Origin of the sequence: Mycolicibacterium moriokaense (assembly GCF_010726085.1) — a bacterium.
GTDB lineage: Bacteria > Actinomycetota > Actinomycetes > Mycobacteriales > Mycobacteriaceae > Mycobacterium > Mycobacterium moriokaense.
In genome coordinates this window covers 834,206-848,707 of sequence record NZ_AP022560.1, presented here as the reverse complement: position 1 = coordinate 848,707, position 14,502 = coordinate 834,206, and the positions used below count along the sequence as shown (strand labels likewise).

19 protein-coding genes, 3 tRNA genes and 1 pseudogene are annotated in these 14,502 nt (G+C 66.1%); 8 read left to right on the top strand and 15 right to left on the bottom strand.

Translation table 11 applies throughout. The annotated features are described in order from the left end of the window. Positions 1 to 6: 6 nt before the first annotated feature. Positions 7 to 609, bottom strand: coding sequence for a histidine phosphatase family protein (locus G6N43_RS04040; RefSeq protein WP_083154943.1), 603 nt, complete (start codon positions 607 to 609; stop codon positions 7 to 9). A gap of 18 nt (positions 610 to 627) precedes the next feature. Here G6N43_RS04040 and G6N43_RS04035 point away from each other — a divergent pair, with 18 nt between their 5' ends. Beyond that, the gene (locus G6N43_RS04035) at positions 628 to 1,719 is read left to right on the top strand and encodes a zinc-binding metallopeptidase family protein (RefSeq protein WP_083154945.1); all 1,092 of its coding nucleotides are present in this window, start codon (positions 628 to 630) and stop codon (positions 1,717 to 1,719) included. Further along, positions 1,716 to 2,489, top strand: coding sequence for an SDR family NAD(P)-dependent oxidoreductase (locus tag G6N43_RS04030; protein WP_083154948.1), 774 nt, complete (start codon positions 1,716 to 1,718; stop codon positions 2,487 to 2,489). The genes G6N43_RS04035 and G6N43_RS04030 overlap by 4 nt, the downstream gene beginning before the upstream one ends. A 3-nt stretch (positions 2,490 to 2,492) precedes the next feature. On the opposite strand, the pseudogene G6N43_RS04025 reads toward G6N43_RS04030, so the two are convergent. The 10 genes and pseudogenes from G6N43_RS04025 to G6N43_RS03980 all read right to left on the bottom strand — a co-directional run bounded on the left by G6N43_RS04025 (position 2,493) and on the right by G6N43_RS03980 (position 8,828). Beyond that, a pseudogene (locus G6N43_RS04025) lies at positions 2,493 to 2,856 on the bottom strand (group I truncated hemoglobin). Between the two features lie 132 nt (positions 2,857 to 2,988). Then, positions 2,989 to 4,866, bottom strand: coding sequence for an alkyl/aryl-sulfatase (locus tag G6N43_RS04020; protein ID WP_083154950.1), 1,878 nt, complete (start codon positions 4,864 to 4,866; stop codon positions 2,989 to 2,991). 20 nt (positions 4,867 to 4,886) lie between these two features. Continuing rightward, a complete protein-coding gene (locus G6N43_RS04015; RefSeq protein ID WP_083154952.1) occupies positions 4,887 to 5,732 on the bottom strand; it encodes an SDR family oxidoreductase in 846 nt (281 codons plus the stop codon). A gap of 61 nt (positions 5,733 to 5,793) precedes the next feature. Then, on the bottom strand, positions 5,794 to 6,204 hold the full coding sequence (locus G6N43_RS04010; RefSeq protein WP_083154955.1) for an MmcQ/YjbR family DNA-binding protein: 411 nt from the start codon (positions 6,202 to 6,204) through the stop codon (positions 5,794 to 5,796). Further along, positions 6,197 to 6,700, bottom strand: coding sequence for a metallophosphoesterase family protein (locus G6N43_RS04005; protein WP_083154957.1), 504 nt, complete (start codon positions 6,698 to 6,700; stop codon positions 6,197 to 6,199). The genes G6N43_RS04010 and G6N43_RS04005 overlap by 8 nt, the downstream gene beginning before the upstream one ends. Positions 6,701 to 6,735: 35 nt before the next feature. After that, positions 6,736 to 7,434, bottom strand: a complete 699-nt coding sequence (locus tag G6N43_RS04000) for a Rieske (2Fe-2S) protein (protein WP_110810483.1) — start codon at positions 7,432 to 7,434, stop codon at positions 6,736 to 6,738. Continuing rightward, on the bottom strand, positions 7,431 to 7,961 hold the full coding sequence (locus tag G6N43_RS03995; protein ID WP_407664881.1) for an RNA polymerase sigma factor: 531 nt from the start codon (positions 7,959 to 7,961) through the stop codon (positions 7,431 to 7,433). The genes G6N43_RS04000 and G6N43_RS03995 overlap by 4 nt, the downstream gene beginning before the upstream one ends. 84 nt (positions 7,962 to 8,045) lie before the next feature. After that, positions 8,046 to 8,546: a DoxX family protein gene (locus G6N43_RS03990; protein WP_083154961.1), complete on the bottom strand. Its 501-nt coding sequence runs from the start codon at positions 8,544 to 8,546 to the stop codon at positions 8,046 to 8,048. Between the two features lie 101 nt (positions 8,547 to 8,647). Then, positions 8,648 to 8,720, bottom strand: a tRNA-Arg gene (locus G6N43_RS03985). Positions 8,721 to 8,736: 16 nt separating this feature from the next. Next, positions 8,737 to 8,828 (bottom strand) — tRNA-Ser (locus tag G6N43_RS03980). Positions 8,829 to 8,920: 92 nt separating this feature from the next. Here G6N43_RS03980 and hisC point away from each other — a divergent pair. Then, positions 8,921 to 9,973, top strand: coding sequence for a histidinol-phosphate transaminase (hisC, locus tag G6N43_RS03975; protein ID WP_083154963.1), 1,053 nt, complete (start codon positions 8,921 to 8,923; stop codon positions 9,971 to 9,973). Continuing rightward, complete coding sequence (locus G6N43_RS03970) at positions 9,970 to 10,437, top strand: DUF4334 domain-containing protein (RefSeq protein WP_083155024.1); 468 nt, start codon at positions 9,970 to 9,972, stop codon at positions 10,435 to 10,437. The genes hisC and G6N43_RS03970 overlap by 4 nt, the downstream gene beginning before the upstream one ends. On the opposite strand, the gene G6N43_RS03965 is transcribed toward G6N43_RS03970, so the two are convergent. Then, the gene (locus tag G6N43_RS03965) at positions 10,434 to 10,955 is read right to left on the bottom strand and encodes a TIGR03086 family metal-binding protein (RefSeq protein ID WP_083154965.1); all 522 of its coding nucleotides are present in this window, start codon (positions 10,953 to 10,955) and stop codon (positions 10,434 to 10,436) included. The genes G6N43_RS03970 and G6N43_RS03965 overlap by 4 nt on opposite strands. A gap of 40 nt (positions 10,956 to 10,995) precedes the next feature. Between G6N43_RS03965 and G6N43_RS03960 the strand changes: the two genes are divergently transcribed. From G6N43_RS03960 to G6N43_RS30835, 3 genes are read left to right on the top strand one after another with little or no spacing between them, the layout of a single operon-like run. Beyond that, entirely contained in the window at positions 10,996 to 11,433 is a 438-nt protein-coding gene (locus G6N43_RS03960; protein ID WP_083155026.1) for a hypothetical protein, read from the top strand. Positions 11,434 to 11,452: 19 nt separating this feature from the next. Next, a complete protein-coding gene (locus tag G6N43_RS03955) occupies positions 11,453 to 12,286 on the top strand; it encodes a crotonase/enoyl-CoA hydratase family protein (RefSeq protein WP_083154967.1) in 834 nt (277 codons plus the stop codon). Between the two features lie 40 nt (positions 12,287 to 12,326). Beyond that, a complete protein-coding gene (locus G6N43_RS30835) occupies positions 12,327 to 12,458 on the top strand; it encodes a hypothetical protein (RefSeq protein ID WP_263991824.1) in 132 nt (43 codons plus the stop codon). Here the strand turns inward: G6N43_RS30835 and G6N43_RS03950 are convergent. From G6N43_RS03950 to G6N43_RS03940, 3 genes are all read right to left on the bottom strand, one after another. Beyond that, on the bottom strand, positions 12,455 to 12,790 hold the full coding sequence (locus G6N43_RS03950) for a hypothetical protein (RefSeq protein WP_083154969.1): 336 nt from the start codon (positions 12,788 to 12,790) through the stop codon (positions 12,455 to 12,457). The genes G6N43_RS30835 and G6N43_RS03950 overlap by 4 nt on opposite strands. Positions 12,791 to 12,814: 24 nt before the next feature. Further along, a tRNA-Ser gene (locus G6N43_RS03945) sits at positions 12,815 to 12,904 on the bottom strand. Positions 12,905 to 12,922: 18 nt separating this feature from the next. Next, on the bottom strand, positions 12,923 to 13,435 hold the full coding sequence (locus tag G6N43_RS03940) for a MarR family winged helix-turn-helix transcriptional regulator (protein ID WP_083154971.1): 513 nt from the start codon (positions 13,433 to 13,435) through the stop codon (positions 12,923 to 12,925). Positions 13,436 to 13,513: 78 nt separating this feature from the next. Here G6N43_RS03940 and G6N43_RS03935 point away from each other — a divergent pair, with 78 nt between their 5' ends. Further along, complete coding sequence (locus G6N43_RS03935; protein WP_083154973.1) at positions 13,514 to 14,497, top strand: NAD(P)H-quinone oxidoreductase; 984 nt, start codon at positions 13,514 to 13,516, stop codon at positions 14,495 to 14,497. Positions 14,498 to 14,502 lie beyond the last annotated feature (5 nt).

Here is a 14,502-nt window from a genome sequence, read left to right as displayed (position 1 = left end):
AACTGTCTACCACTGCTGGTTTCGGGGCAGCAGATCCCATACGTGCTCGGTCGCGTTGATGCCCGCCACGAACAACCTCTTCTGCCGCGACGACCACAGCATCCGGGTGATCCCCGCATAGTCCACCTGCACACACAGCAGTCGCTCGGTGTTCATGGCCCGGTGCGCCGTCGCGTTGATGACGCCACCGTGGGTGAAGACGGCAACCGTGTCCTCACGGTCAGCGGACGCCAGGATGTCGTCGATGCCCTCCGCGACCCGCGCGATGAACGCCGGCTGGTCAACCCCGCTGGGCAGGTCACCGTTGACGAGCCGCTTCATATCCTCTTCAGAGATCTCCTCGATGGGCGTGTAATGCGCGAGATCGCGGTCGTATTCGGCGAGCCGCTCGTCGATGTCGATCGCCATCCCCAGCGCGTCGGCCACCGGTTGCGCAGTCTGCCTCGCCCGGATCTGCGGGCTGCTGACGATGCGGCTGATCGGGTACCGGGCCAGCGCGTCGGGCAGCCGCTTGGCCTGCTCGATACCCTCCTGGGACAGTTCGGGGTCGGAACCCTGCCCGGGCTCGCTGCGGAGCGGCAACGCATGCCGGATGAGTAACAACTGCACCGTGACACCATAGGACGCGTGCGCGCATTCGCCTGTCCCGTGTGCAACAACTTCACGCCGTTCGAGGCCGATCGCTGCCACACCTGCCATGCCGCACTCGGGTTTCACCCGCACTCGATGTCGATGCTCGTGGTCACCGACGACGCGGTCACCATCAGCGGGCGCACGTGGATCCGCTGCACCCAGAGCGGCACGCTCGGCTGCAATTGGCTTGTCCCAGAGCAGGAGCGGGACGCCCACCAACGGGGCCGCTGCCAGGCCGACTCGCTGATCCGTCGCGAGCCAGACGCCTCCGACACCATCGCGCGGGAGAAGCTGGTGCCGACGGCCGCGGCCATGCGGCGGCTGGTGTACCAGCTGCTCGACCTCGGCCTGCCGGTCGAGCCGTTCTGGCGCCGCGACGGCGGTCTGGCCTTCGACCTGGTGTCCAGCTACAGCGAGGGTGAGCGCGTGGTGATCGGCCACGCCAGCGGAGTCATCACCATCGACCTGGTCGAGTCGCTCGACGCGTACCGCGAGACCCTGCGCGTGCGACTCGGCGAGCCGTACCGGACCATGCTCGGCCACTTCCGCCACGAGGTCGGCCACTACTACCAGAACGTCCTGGTCGAGACGGGTTCCGGCGCCGACCGATACCTGGCCCAGTGCCGGGATCTGTTCGGAGACGAACGCACCAGCTACGCCGACGCGCTGGATCGGCACTACACGTTCGGCGCACCGGAAGGCTGGCGGGAGACCTTCATCTCCGAGTACGCGACCATGCACCCGTGGGAGGACTTCGCCGAATGCTTCGCCCACTATCTGCACATCACCGACGCGATCGAGACCAGTCGCGAGGCGGGCATGGTGTTGCACGCTGACCGAATGCCGTTCGCCGCACCGCGCGATGTCGTACCGCTCGAGTCCTACGCGGACGAGCCCGTCGAACAGATGCTGTACGACTGGAAATGGATGTCGCTGTTCTTCAACCGGATCAACACCGGGATGGGTAAGAATCCGTTGTACCCGTTCGAGATTCCGCCACCCGTGGTGGCCAAGCTCGGGTTCGTGCACCGGGTGATCCGCGAAACCGCCGCCGACCAACGCCGCAAGGAGGAAGTGCCGCTGTGAGCTCAGGACGAGGTTATGCGGACGAACTGTTCGACCTGACGGACCGGGTGGTGCTGGTCACCGGCGGTAGCCGAGGGCTGGGCCGGGAGATGGCCTTCGCGGCCGCGAAGTGCGGCGCCGACGTCGTCATCGCCAGCCGCAAGTACGACGCGTGCGTAGCCACCGCGGAGGAGATCTCCGCCGCGACGGGCCGCGCCGCGCTGCCGTACCAGGTGCATGTCGGGCACTGGGATGAGCTCGACGGGCTGGTCGACGCGGCTTACGACCGTTTCGGCAAAGTCGACGTGCTCATCAACAACGCGGGGTTGTCGCCGCTGTACGAGTCGCTGACCTCGGTGACCGAGAAGTTGTTCGACGTGGTCGTGAACCTGAACTTGAAGGGCCCGTTCCGGCTGTCGGCGTTGATCGGCGAGCGCATGGTCGCCGACGGCGGCGGGTCCATCATCAACGTCAGCTCGACGGGCTCACTGCGTCCCGGCCCGCACGAGCTGCCCTACGCAGCGGCCAAGGCCGGACTCAATGCGTTGACCGAGGGTCTGGCCAAGGCCTACGGCCCGACCGTACGGGTCAACACGCTGATGCCCGGGCCTTTCCTCACTGATATCAGCAAGGCGTGGGACATCCCCGCGGTCGAGCAGGGTGCGCAGGCGTTCGCGCTCAAACGCCTCGGGCAGCCCGCCGAAATCATCGGCGCCGCACTGTTTCTCGCGTCAGATGCCTCGTCCTACACCAGCGGCTCGATCCTGCGTGTCGACGGCGGAATTCCCTGACGCTCAGGCGACCGCCGTCGCGATGTCGGCGCTGAGCGGCGCGATCGCGGCCAGGATCTGCTGGACGATCTCGTCGGGGACGCCCGCGGCGGTGAGGCTGGCGCTCAGATGCCCCGCCACCAGATTGAAGTGATGCACGGTGATGCCGCGGCCCCTGGTGCACCTGCCGCATCGGCGCGCCCGTGTACGGCTCCGGTCCACCGAGAGCGGCGGCGAAGAACTCGACCTGCTTGCCCTTCAGCTTGGGCATGTTGGTGCCGGTGAAGAAGCCGGCGAGTTCGTCGTCGGCCAGTACGCGGTCGTAGAAGTCGGCGACCACGACCTCCAGCGCCTCGTAGCCTCCGATCTGATCGAAAATGGTCGACATGGGCTGCCTCCTCGGCACATGGTTGGGCTGTGTCTGGGAGTCAACGCCATGGCCGTTGCCTCGCGGTTTCTGTCGATTGCGTCCCCGCAAAATCGAGTTCACAGTGCGGGCAACAGCGCCGTGAGGTGCCGGCTACGGCGTGACGATGTTGAAGTTCGGGTCGGGCCGGTCCACCACCGCAAGCAGCGACGGCAACGCATTCGCGTCACCGCTGATCTCCAGGCCCGGCGAATTCGCGTCGCCTGCCGCGAATGCCAACAGTCGCAACTTGCTCGCCAGGTTCACGGTGGCCTGCGCGGTCGCGGGGTCGGCGGGCACCTTGCGGTACACGAGCACCCCGTTGCGCAGCGTCAACCGGTAGTTGGTCTCGACGTCGAGGAACGTGATGTCGACGGCGATGTCGAGGTCCCACGCCTTCGGCCCGTTCACGTTGATGGCGAGCGTGTCGAACATCTGCTCCGGTGTCAGCTGACCCATGATCGACGGTGACGCGCTCTGCGTGGGGGTGCCGAAGTTCCCTTCCCGCAGTTCGGTCGCACCGGCGAGGAAGAAGTTGCGCCACACGGCGTTCTCGGCGCCGTATGCGAGCTGCTCCAGCGTGTCGGCGTACAGCTCGCGCGCCGCCGAGTGGTTCTGATCGGTGAAGATGGCGTGATCGAGTAGCGTTGCTGCCCAACGGAAATCGCCATCATCGAAGGCCTTGCGGGCGATCCCGACGACGTTGTCGATCCCGCCCATCGCTTCGACGTAGCGCGGCCCGATCGCCTCGGGCGGATGCTGCCACAGCCGGCCGGGGTTGCCGTCGAACCAACCCATGTAGCGCTGATAGACCGCCTTCACGTTGTGGCTCACCGAGCCGTAGTAGCCGTGCGTGTGCCACGCCTTGTGCAGCGCGGGCGGCATCTGGAAGGTCTCGGCGATCTCGATCCCGGTGAAGCCTTGGTTCAGCAGCCGCAACGTCTGGTCATGCAGGTAGGCGTACAGATCACGTTGCAGGGAAAGGAATTCGACGATCCGCTCCTTACCCCATGTCGGCCAGTGATGGGAGGCGAACACGACGTCGGTGCGGTCGGCGAACGTGTCGATCGCCTCGGTGAGGTAGCCCGCCCAGCCGTGCGGGTCGCGCACCAGCGCCCCGCGCAGCGTCAACAGGTTGTGTAGGTTGTGCGTGGCGTTCTCGGCCATGCACAGCGCGCGGAAAGCCGGGAAATAGAAGTGCATTTCGGCGGGCGCCTCGGTGCCCGGCGCCATCTGGAACTCGATCTCGACGCCGTCGATGATGTGCTTCTCGCCGGTCTCGCGGATGTCGAGCGTCGGCACGATCAAAGCCACCTCGCCCGTCGACCCCACCTGCCCGAGACCGCACCCCACCTGCCCGGCAGGACCCCTGGCCAGCGCCGCGCCGTACATGTAGGAGGCGCGTCGCGCCATTGCGGTACCGGCGTAGACGTTCTCCTGCACCGCGTGGTCGGTGAAGTGTTCGGGCGCGATCACGACGACCTTGCCCGCGTCGACGTCGGCCTGGGTCGTCACGCCGAGCACGCCGCCGAAGTGATCGACGTGGCTGTGCGTATAGATGACGGCTCTGACGGCACGGTCGCCGCGGTGGGCGCGGTACAGCGCCAGCGCCGCCGCGGCGGTCTCGGTGGAGATCAGCGGATCGATGACGATGATCCCGGTGTCGCCCTCGATGAACGTGATGTTGGACAGGTCCAGGCCGCGGACCTGGTAGATGCCTTCGACGACCTCGTACAGCCCCTGCTTGGCGCACAGCTGGCTCTGCCGCCACAGGCTGGGATGCACCGTGGCCGGCGCGTCGCCGTTCAGGAACGCGTAGACGTCGTTGTCCCACACCACTCTTCCGTCGGCCGCCTTGACGACGCACGGTTCGAGCGCGGCGATGAATCCGCGGTCGGCCGCCTCGAAATCGGCGTTGTCGTCGAACGGCAGACCGCTCAGGTGCTCGCGGTTGGCGGACTCGATGACCGCGGTCGGTGGCTTCTGATCCATTCCGCCACAGTATTCATCCGTCAGGAGTGGCGGGCGCGATCCTCGTACTCGCGGCGTTCGGGTTTGTCGATGGCGTCGGCGAAGATCCGGTCGGCGTTCAGTGCACGGGTGACCGCCTCGCCCAGCCGCAGCGGCAACCGTTTGGTGATGGCCATCATCACGCCGGCCTGGCGCGTGACGATCATGCGGGGCTTCGGTTTCTCGATGAGGCTGACGATGCCGGCGGCGATGTCCTCTGGTTCGGCGTTACGCATGCCGGGCATGCTGGCGACCCCGTCGATCATCCCCGTGTTCGTCAGCGTCGGCAGGATAGCGGAGGCGTGGACGCCGGTGCCGCGCAACTCCATTCGTGCGGTGTCGGTGTAGCCGAGCACGGCGTGCTTGGTCGCGCAGTAGGTCGCGATGCCGGGTACCCCGTTCAGCCCGGCCAACGAGGCGACGTTGATGATGTGCCCCTTGCCGCGCTTGACCATTCGTTGGGCGGCCAGCTTGGTGCCGAGGATGACGCCGGTGACGTTGATCGCCAGCGTCCGCTCGGTCAACTCGTCGGGTTCGTCGAGGAAGCGGCACGTCACACAGATTCCGGCGTTGTTCACCAGAACGTCGACCGGTCCCAGCTCACGCTCGACATCGTCGAGGAACGAGGTGAATGACTGCCGGTCGGTCACGTCGAGACGCGCGTAGAAGCCGAAGTCGAACTCTGAGCCGGCGTCCTTGACCGCCGCTTCGTCGATATCGCCGATGGCGATCTTGGCGCCGAGTCGGTGCAGCGTCTTCGCGGTGGCCAGGCCGATGCCCCGCGCTCCGCCGGTGATCGCGACGACTTTTCCGTTGATCTTCCCGTTCGGTCTGGATGCTCGTGCCATGGCTGCCTCTTCCCGATTCAGATGCGCAGACTAACGCTCACCGCGCCGTCGCCGGGGCAACTCAGCTGTGCTCGGCCAACCACCGCTCGGCACGACGCTTCGATGCCCGCGACAGCCAGGCATCCTGAATCAGCTCCGTGAGCTCGATCTTGCCGATCTCCGACAGCCGGCTCGCCCGCACCAGCACAGAGGGGTGGCCTTCGAAGCGGTCCGTGGTGAAGAACGGCGAATGCGGGTCCTGGATGAGCGCCAGCTTGTCGGCGTCGGACTCGACCCAGATCATGATCACGTCGGTGTAGCGCTCACCGGTCTCGGGATCTTCGGCGTCGGGCTGCGGCGTGCGGAAGAACACGAACGACTTGCCGCCGACCTGATAGATCGGGTTGCCCTTGGGGCCCTCGATACGGGTGCTGTGTGGCATCGCGGCGGCGATCTCGTGCACGTCGGCGACGCGGGCCGGGCGGTCACGCATGGCGCTCCAGGCGGTGCAGCTCGACGTCGGACAGCGCACCGTCATGCACCGTCGCGGTTATGTAGGTACAGAACTCCTGGCGCCGACGGTCCGTCGGGGAACCCGGATTGAGCAGTCGCAGACCGGTTTTGGCGCGGGTGTCCCATGGGATGTGGCTGTGGCCGAAGACCAGCACGTCGGTGTCGGGGTACATCTTGGCCATCCGCGCCTCGCGGCCGGACGCCGCGCCGGTCTCATGCGTCACCGTGAAGCGCAGGCCGCCCAGCGTGACGTCGGCACGCTCGGGGAGGCGACGGCGCAACTCGGCACCGTCGTTATTTCCCCAGCACGCGATCAACCGCTTCGCGCGGGCCTCTAGGGTGTCGAGCAGTTGGGGATCCACCCAGTCCCCCGCGTGGATCACGACATCGGCCGCTACGACTTCGTCCCACACGCGGGCGGGAAGGTCACGGGCGCGCTTGGGAACGTGAGTATCGGCGATGAGTAGAAGCCGCACACCTCAAATCTAGCGATATGCCGGCAGGTGGCCCCCTAAGTGGACGTTGTCGGCGCGAAAACCTCGATGACGCCGTTGGTTTCACGGACCGCCAGTTTGGGCAGCGGTGGCGGGGCGACGGGCAGCTGATGGCTGAGCGTGGTGCCCTGCAATGAAAATGATGTCGAGTGGCAGGGGCAGCGTAGTCGGCTCTCCATCGCATCGAGCCACAGTTTGCAGCCCTGGTGTGTGCACACCCCGGAGACGGCCTCGAGTTTTGCTTCCGCCCGGTGAACGAAGCCGTTGACCGAGCCCAGGTCGAAGGCCAGCGCAGCGCCTTCGGCCACTTGATCGCTGGCGCCGACGGCAAGCCATGCCCCGTGGCTCGGATCGAGTTCGGCCTGGGCAGGGGGCTCGGCGGGTCTGACACTGTCGGGGGCGAGCAGGCTGCGACCGACCACCAGCCCGGCTGCTGCCGACGCCGCCGCCACCGACCCGCCGATCACCACCGAGCGCCTGTCAGGCGCCGATCGCGGGCGACTCACCGACGGCTGCTCGTCGGCCATCGCGCTCGACAACCGGCGATGCAGATCGGACAGGTACTCCTCACGGGGGGCGTCGTTGCCCAGTCGGGCCACGCGCAGGTCGATCGCCATCTTCATCTGCTCGGCTTCGAGATCATCTGGGCGGGCACGTTCGGTGGCTCTCCCACGAAGCAGATTGTCGACGAAGCGGCGTACGTTCTTTTCGGTCACGAGGCCACCTCCTCACCGTTCTGCGCCGCCATCCGCAGCGCTCGGTATTGCAGCGCTTTGGCATTTGAGACGCTGACACCCATCTGATCTGCGGCTTCGCGCACCGAAGCCGCCTGCAGGAAGCGCAGTTCCAGTATTCGGCGGTACTTGTCGGGAAGCCGCTGCAGCAGCCGTCGTACCGTGTCGGGCGCGTCGCTCGCCATCTGCTCGGGTTCCGCCTCCTCAGCTGGGTAGTCCTCGATCGATGTGATCTGCCGGCCCATCCTGTCCTTCCAGTACGCAGCGAGCACCGTGCGCGCGGTCATATGCAGGTACTTACGTACCTCGGGGACGGTCGCCGATATCCTCATCGGTCGCAGCGCGGCCATGAATACTTCCGCGGTCAGATCCTCGGCGTCCGGCTGGTTGCCGACCTTGCGGTACATCAGCCGGTACACCCAGGTGACGTTGTCGCGGTACACCGAATCCCAGTTCGGATAGGCGGCGTCCGTCACCTGATGCAACCCTCCCCTCGAGCGCAGTGGCACGTCATCCGCGTCTGAAATCGCGCTCTCGCTTGGAATCACTAGGTGCCGTCCCGGACTCGACCTTGAGGAATGCTGTGGACGCGGTTAAGCGGCCACCTTCTGTTCACGAGATGCGGTGGCACTCCGGTTCACCCGCGCGTCAACCGAGTGAGGCCCCGCGCCGACGATCAGCAGGTAGAGGCAGCCGCACAGCATCGCCAGTTCGAGGCGGCCTTCGTGGAAGAAGTCCCAGATTCCGCCCTCACTCGGATAGAGCGGGGCATGGTCCCACAACAGCGGCAGCTTCGTGATCCCGAGCGCACCGACCATGTCGCCGATCATCGGCAGGGTCGCCAGCCGAGTGAACAGCCCGACCAGGATCAGCAGCCCGCACACGATTTCGAGGACGCCGTCAAAATCGGCGAGGAACGCCCCCATAGGGATGCCGGCCTTGACGAACCGGCCGGAGCCGAGCGCGTCGGGGCGAACGAATTTCAGAAGACCTTCGCCGACGAAGATCAGGCCGACATACACACGGATGAGTACGACGGCACCCGATGCGCGGGTCGTGGTCAATCGAGACAGCGAGATATCGCGTTGAGTCATGCATTGAGATAGGGCGCACGGTTACACGCCGCCTCTCCGGCAAACTCTCGCGACCGAGTCCGCGCCGTCCGGACCGCCCGAAAATGCATTCGAATTGTGAGCGCGCCCGAAGGGATTCGAACCCCTAACCTTCTGATCCGTAGTCAGATGCTCTATCCGTTGAGCTACGGGCGCATGTGTGTTCAGTTGTTGGCGGAGGCGAGAGGATTTGAACCTCCGGTCGCCTTTGAGGGCGACAACTCATTAGCAGTGAGCCCCATTCGGCCGCTCTGGCACGCCTCCTGACGTTTACCGCCGATCCGACAGAGTACACAGCCCCGATAGCGCGAAGCAAAGCAGATCAAGAGCGCGCCAGCTACCCATAAACTGAGCGGGTGACTGCCCGGCTACGACCAGAGCTTGCCGATCTACCGGCCTACACCCCCGGTATGAACGTGCCGGGGGCCATCAAGATCGCCAGTAACGAGACGGTGCACGGGCCGCTGCCCAGCGTCCTGGCCGCGATCGAGAAGGCCGCCGAGAACATCAACCGCTACCCCGACAACGGCTATGTCGAGCTCAGGGAGGCGTTGGCCAAGCACGTGAACTTCTCGCCCGAGCACATCTCCGTCAGCGGTGGATCGGTCAGCCTCTCCCAGCAGTTGATCCAGATCACATCGACTGTCGGTGACGAGGTGCTCTACGGCTGGCGCAGCTTCGAGATCTACCCGCTGCAGGTCCGCACCGCAGGGGCCACGCCGGTACACGTTCCGCTGTCGGACTACATCTTCGACCTCGACGCGATGCTGGCCGCGATCACCGACCGGACCCGGTTAATCTTCGTGTGCAACCCGAACAACCCCACCAGCACTGTCGTCGACCCCGACAAACTGGGCGCCTTCGTCGAAGCGGTGCCGTCGCACATCATGATCGTCCTGGACGAGGCGTATGTCGAATACATCCGCGACGGGTTCGTGCCAGACAGCTTCAGCCTGGTCCGCAATCATCGCAACGTCGTTGTGCTACGGACGTTTTCGAAGGCTTACGGGCTGGCCGGGCTGCGCGTCGGCTACGCCGTCGGCGATCCTGACATCGTCACGGCGCTGGGCAAGGTCTACGTGCCGTTCAACGCGACCACGGTGTCGCAGGCCGCTGCCATCGCCTCACTGGAGGCCGCCGACGAACTGATGGCCCGAACCGACGAGGTCGTGGCCGAACGTACCCGCGTCACCGATGCCCTGCGCGACGCCGGCTATACCGTGCCGCCGTCCCAGGCGAACTTCGTCTGGCTGCCACTGCCCGGCCGGACGCAGGAGTTCGCCAAGGCCGCGGCCGACAGCCGGATCATCGTGCGGCCGTATGCCGAGGACGGGGTACGTGTCACCATCGGCGCGCATCACGAGAACGACGCGTTCATCGAATTCGCCAGGAAGTGGATCGCCGCATGACCTCCGCGCGCGTGCGGTTCGACGAGTTCGTCCGTCGCGCGGACCCGATCCCCTACGACGAGCTCGAGGACTTCTGGGCGACCCTGGAAGCCGTGACGATCGACTTCATGATCGGCGAGTGGGGGGGTGACCTCGTCACGGGCCACCGCGGCGACCGGTTCCTCGGCGACCGCTGGTGGGGCACCACGTTCCGGTCCGCGTTCGACGTCGACCCGATCGTCTACCGCGACGACGACGGCACCACGCGCGCCGACACCAACCTGATGAACGGCGCCGCCAGCCTCTGGACGGAGGAGTTTCGCGGGGAGCTGACCGCGACGATGGTCTACGACGGCATGCCGATTCACGACCACTTCAAGAAGGTCGACGACGATACCGTCGTGGCGATCACCAACGGCAAGGGCGCCCTCGACTTCACCTCGGGCACCGGCCGCTACATGTACTTCTATCTGTCGCGGCTCTAGCCGTTCAGCCCGGGCGCGCGGCCCGTGTAGGCGATCAAGCGGTCCAGCACACCGGCATCGGTAGGCACGTCGATCGGGTCGTCGAAGCCGGCCTTGGCGCGGCCCTGCGGGGTGATGATGTTGCGAGCCAACCCCAGCACGTAGTCGGACAGCGAGTCCGGCGCGTTCACCTCACGTCCGATGGCGGCCGCGTAATCCCAAGCGTGGACGAGGAATTCGAGCGACAGGATGCCCACGATCACCTTGGCTTGCACTTCGTTGGTCCCGAACGACATGCCGAACGACACGGTGCCGTCGCGGCCGCGTCGTTTCCAGGCGTCCAACGCAGGCCGTCCGGCGGGGATGACTTGACGTTCCACCGAGTCCGTCCGATCGAACTCGCGGCACGGCGTCTGCTTTTCCAGGTCGACGTCGGCAATTCCGTGCAGGACATGGTTCAGCACGGCGAAGGTGGCTTCAGCGCCGTCGAGTTCGTCCGTCGGCGGCGAATCGGGTCCGGGGCGCAGGTCGTCACTCATGCGTTTCTCCTATGTCGAGCTTGCGCCTATCGTTGCCCAGATGAAGACGTACGTGCGGGTGGGGGCGACGGCGCTGATCGTGATCGGCCTCGCGACCGGGTGCCAGCGCACCACCGAGGGCAACGTCGCCATGACGACCGAGCCGGGGCCGGATTTGACGACGGAGCCGACGGCGACGGCGCAGCCGACCATTCCGGGCTTACCGGGCTTCGAGATCCCCGATATCCCTGGTCTGCCTGGGTTAGGCGGCAATGACGTCCCCGACGTTCCCCCACCGCCGAATGCGCAGACGATGACGTGCGAGGAGTACAACAGTCTCGACGAGGCCACACAGAAGGCCGTGATCCGCGCCATCCTCAAAGAAGATGGCGTGACCGACAACATGACCGAACTGACGGCGATACTCATGGCCGGCGCCATGTGCCAGTTCATGCCGGACATGACGGTCAGCGAGGTGGTGTCCGGCTCGCCACCGTGAGTCGTTAGCCTTCTGGGCCATGGGCCAGAAAAATGGGGCATACGAATCCGTCGCCGTCGAGGTCAAGGACAACGTCGCACAGGTGACGCTGATCGGTCCGGGCAAGGGCAACGCCATGGGACCCGCCTTCTGGGCCGAGATGCCCGATGTCTTCGCCGAGCTCGATGCCGACCGCGAGGTGCGGGCGATCGTGCTGACCGGTTCGGGTAAGAACTTCAGCTACGGGCTTGACCTGCTCGCGATGGGCGGCACCCTCTCCGACGTGCTCGCCGAAGGCGCCACCGCACGTCCGCGGTCCGACTTCCACAAGACCATCCTGCGGATGCAGGGCGCCATCAACGCCGTCGCCGACTGCCGCACCCCCACGATCGCCTCCGTGCACGGCTGGTGCATCGGCGGCGGCGTCGACCTGATCTCCGCCGTCGACATCCGCTACGCCAGCGCCGACGCCAAGTTCTCGGTGCGCGAGGTCAAGATCGCGATCGTCGCCGACGTGGGCAGCCTGGCGCGCCTGCCACTGATCCTGTCCGACGGGCACCTGCGCGAGCTGGCGCTGACGGGTAAGGACATCGACGCCGCACGGGCCGAGAAGATCGGTCTCGTCAACGACGTGTTCGACGACGCGGAAGCGTCGCTGGCCGCCGCGCACGCGACGGCCGCCGAGATCGCCGCCAACCCGCCGCTGGTCGTCAGCGGTGTGAAGGACGTCCTCGATCAGCAGCGCATCGCCAGGGTCTCCGAGAGCCTGCGCTACGTGGCGGCCTGGAACTCTGCGTTCCTACCGTCCAAGGATCTTGCCGAGGGGCTGCAGGCGACGTTCGAGAAACGGCCGCCGAACTTCACCGGGGAATAGGGTTCGTGGCGCCACCCACCAGCACTCGCCTCGTTGCGCGATGACGCTGGCGCGCAACGCAATTACGAAGATCGCGGTCGTCGCCCCCCGCCATGCCGAACCCGCCACGGCGTCAACAGGTTTGACGCTCGGCCATGCCAACTCCACCGAGTCGCAGATCGCGCTGCGCTAGCTGCCGCCGCAGCCACCTCCGCCGCCACAGCCACCGCCGCATCCGGCGGCGCATCCTGAACCGTAGTCGCCATGCTCGTCGCCACTGAAGCCGAGAAAACCGATGCCTGCGGCGCCTGTCGCGCCTGCGCCCCACATCCCGGGGCGCTGCCTGGCGCGCATCATCCGAATGTTCCGCGGACTGTGCAAATGCTTGGAGTGCCTGCGATAGCGCGCCTCGGCGGAATCGTCGCGACCGTCGACGCGGCTGGTCCACAACAGCCACCCCACGACCACCGCGCTTACCAAGGCCAGCACAGTGACCGCGATCACGACCACCGCCAGTGCGCTCATGAATGGATGGTAGTGCCGAAACTCTGGCGGTGGCGGAGGGATTTGAACCCCCGGACGGTTTTAGCCGTCTCTCGCTTTCAAGGCGAGTGCATTAGGCCGCTCTGCCACGCCACCGCCGATAAGGGTACGGGTTCAGACGCGCCCGAGTTTCGCGGGAGGTGCGGCAGTCTTGAGAGCGGCGCTGACACGTCGGCAGTTCTCACCCATCGCCGCAATCTGCGGCCGCGACAGCCGGCAGAGGAAATGCGTCCGCACGCCCTGGCCGTAGGTCACCATGGCTTCGCGCACGGCGGTCCTGCCCTCGTCGGTGATAGTCGCGAGGACGCCGCGGCCGTCGTCGGGACTGGCGCCGCGCCGCACCAGACCCTGTAGCTCCAGGCGGCGGATCTGGCGGGTGACGCGACTGGGCAGCGACATCAGGTTGTCGGCGAGGTCGCCCATTCGCGATGAGCCCGTTTCGGACTTGTCCAGGATGTCCAGCAACCGAACATCGTTGAGGGTCAGCTGGTGCGCATCCATCAGCGACCGGTTGAGAGTCGCATACATCCGCAACGCCGAATCGAGGAAGTTTTGCCACGACCGCTGCTCAGCGATATCCAGTCCCGGCATATCACTGGCCGTACGCCCCGCGATGATCTGCTCCATGCGGCAATGGTAAATCTCTGATGCGTTGCTGGGGCGGGAACAAACAGACTGTTTTCGCAGCGTAGTAGCCTTGTTTGAATGCAAGCGATCATGACCTCCAGCAAAGGCCAATTGACCTGGCAAGAAGTTCCCGACGTGGCGCCCGGCGACGGTGAAGTAGTCATCAAAGTCAGCGCCGCGGGGGTGAACCGGGCAGACCTGCTGCAAGCGGCGGGCAAGTATCCGCCGCCGCCCGGTGCCAGCGAGATCCTCGGGCTCGAGGTGTCAGGGACGATCGAGCGCCTGGGCGACGGGGTCACCGGATGGCAGGTGGGGCAACCGGTGTGTGCTTTGCTGGCCGGTGGAGGCTACGCCCAGTACGTCGCCGTGCCCGCCGGACAGGTGATGCCGGTCCCGGACACGGTGTCGCTGCACCACGCGGCCGCCCTGCCCGAGGTCGCATGCACGGTGTGGTCGAACTTGGTGATGACCGCGCACCTGAGGGCCGGTCAGTGGTTGCTCATCCACGGCGGTGCGAGCGGCATCGGTACGCACGGCATCCAGGTCGGCCGCGCGCTTGGCTGCCGGGTGGCGATCACCGCAGGGTCGAAGAACAAGCTGGACCTGTGCGCCGAACTCGGCGCCGAGGTCACCATCGACTACCACGACGAGGACTTCGTGGAGCGGGTTCGCGCCGAGTCCGGCGGCGCGGGCGCCGACGTGATCCTCGACATCATGGGTGCGGCCTACCTCGACCGCAACGTCGACGCGCTGGCTCCCGACGGACGTCTGGTGATCATCGGAATGCAGGGTGGGGTCAAGGCCGAGCTGAACATCGGCAAGCTGCTCGGTAAGCGCGGCGGGGTGATCGCCACCGCGCTGCGGTCGCGTCCGGTGAGCGGACCCAGCAGCAAGAGCGAGATCGTCACCGAGGTGATCGCCAATGTCTGGCCGATGATCGCCGACGGTCAGGTGCGTCCGATCATCGGCGCCGAGTTCGACATCGAGCAGGCCGGCGCCGCTCACGAGCTGCTGAACTCGGGTGAGGTGTCCGGGAAAATCCTTCTGCGCGTAGCGGATTGAGACTG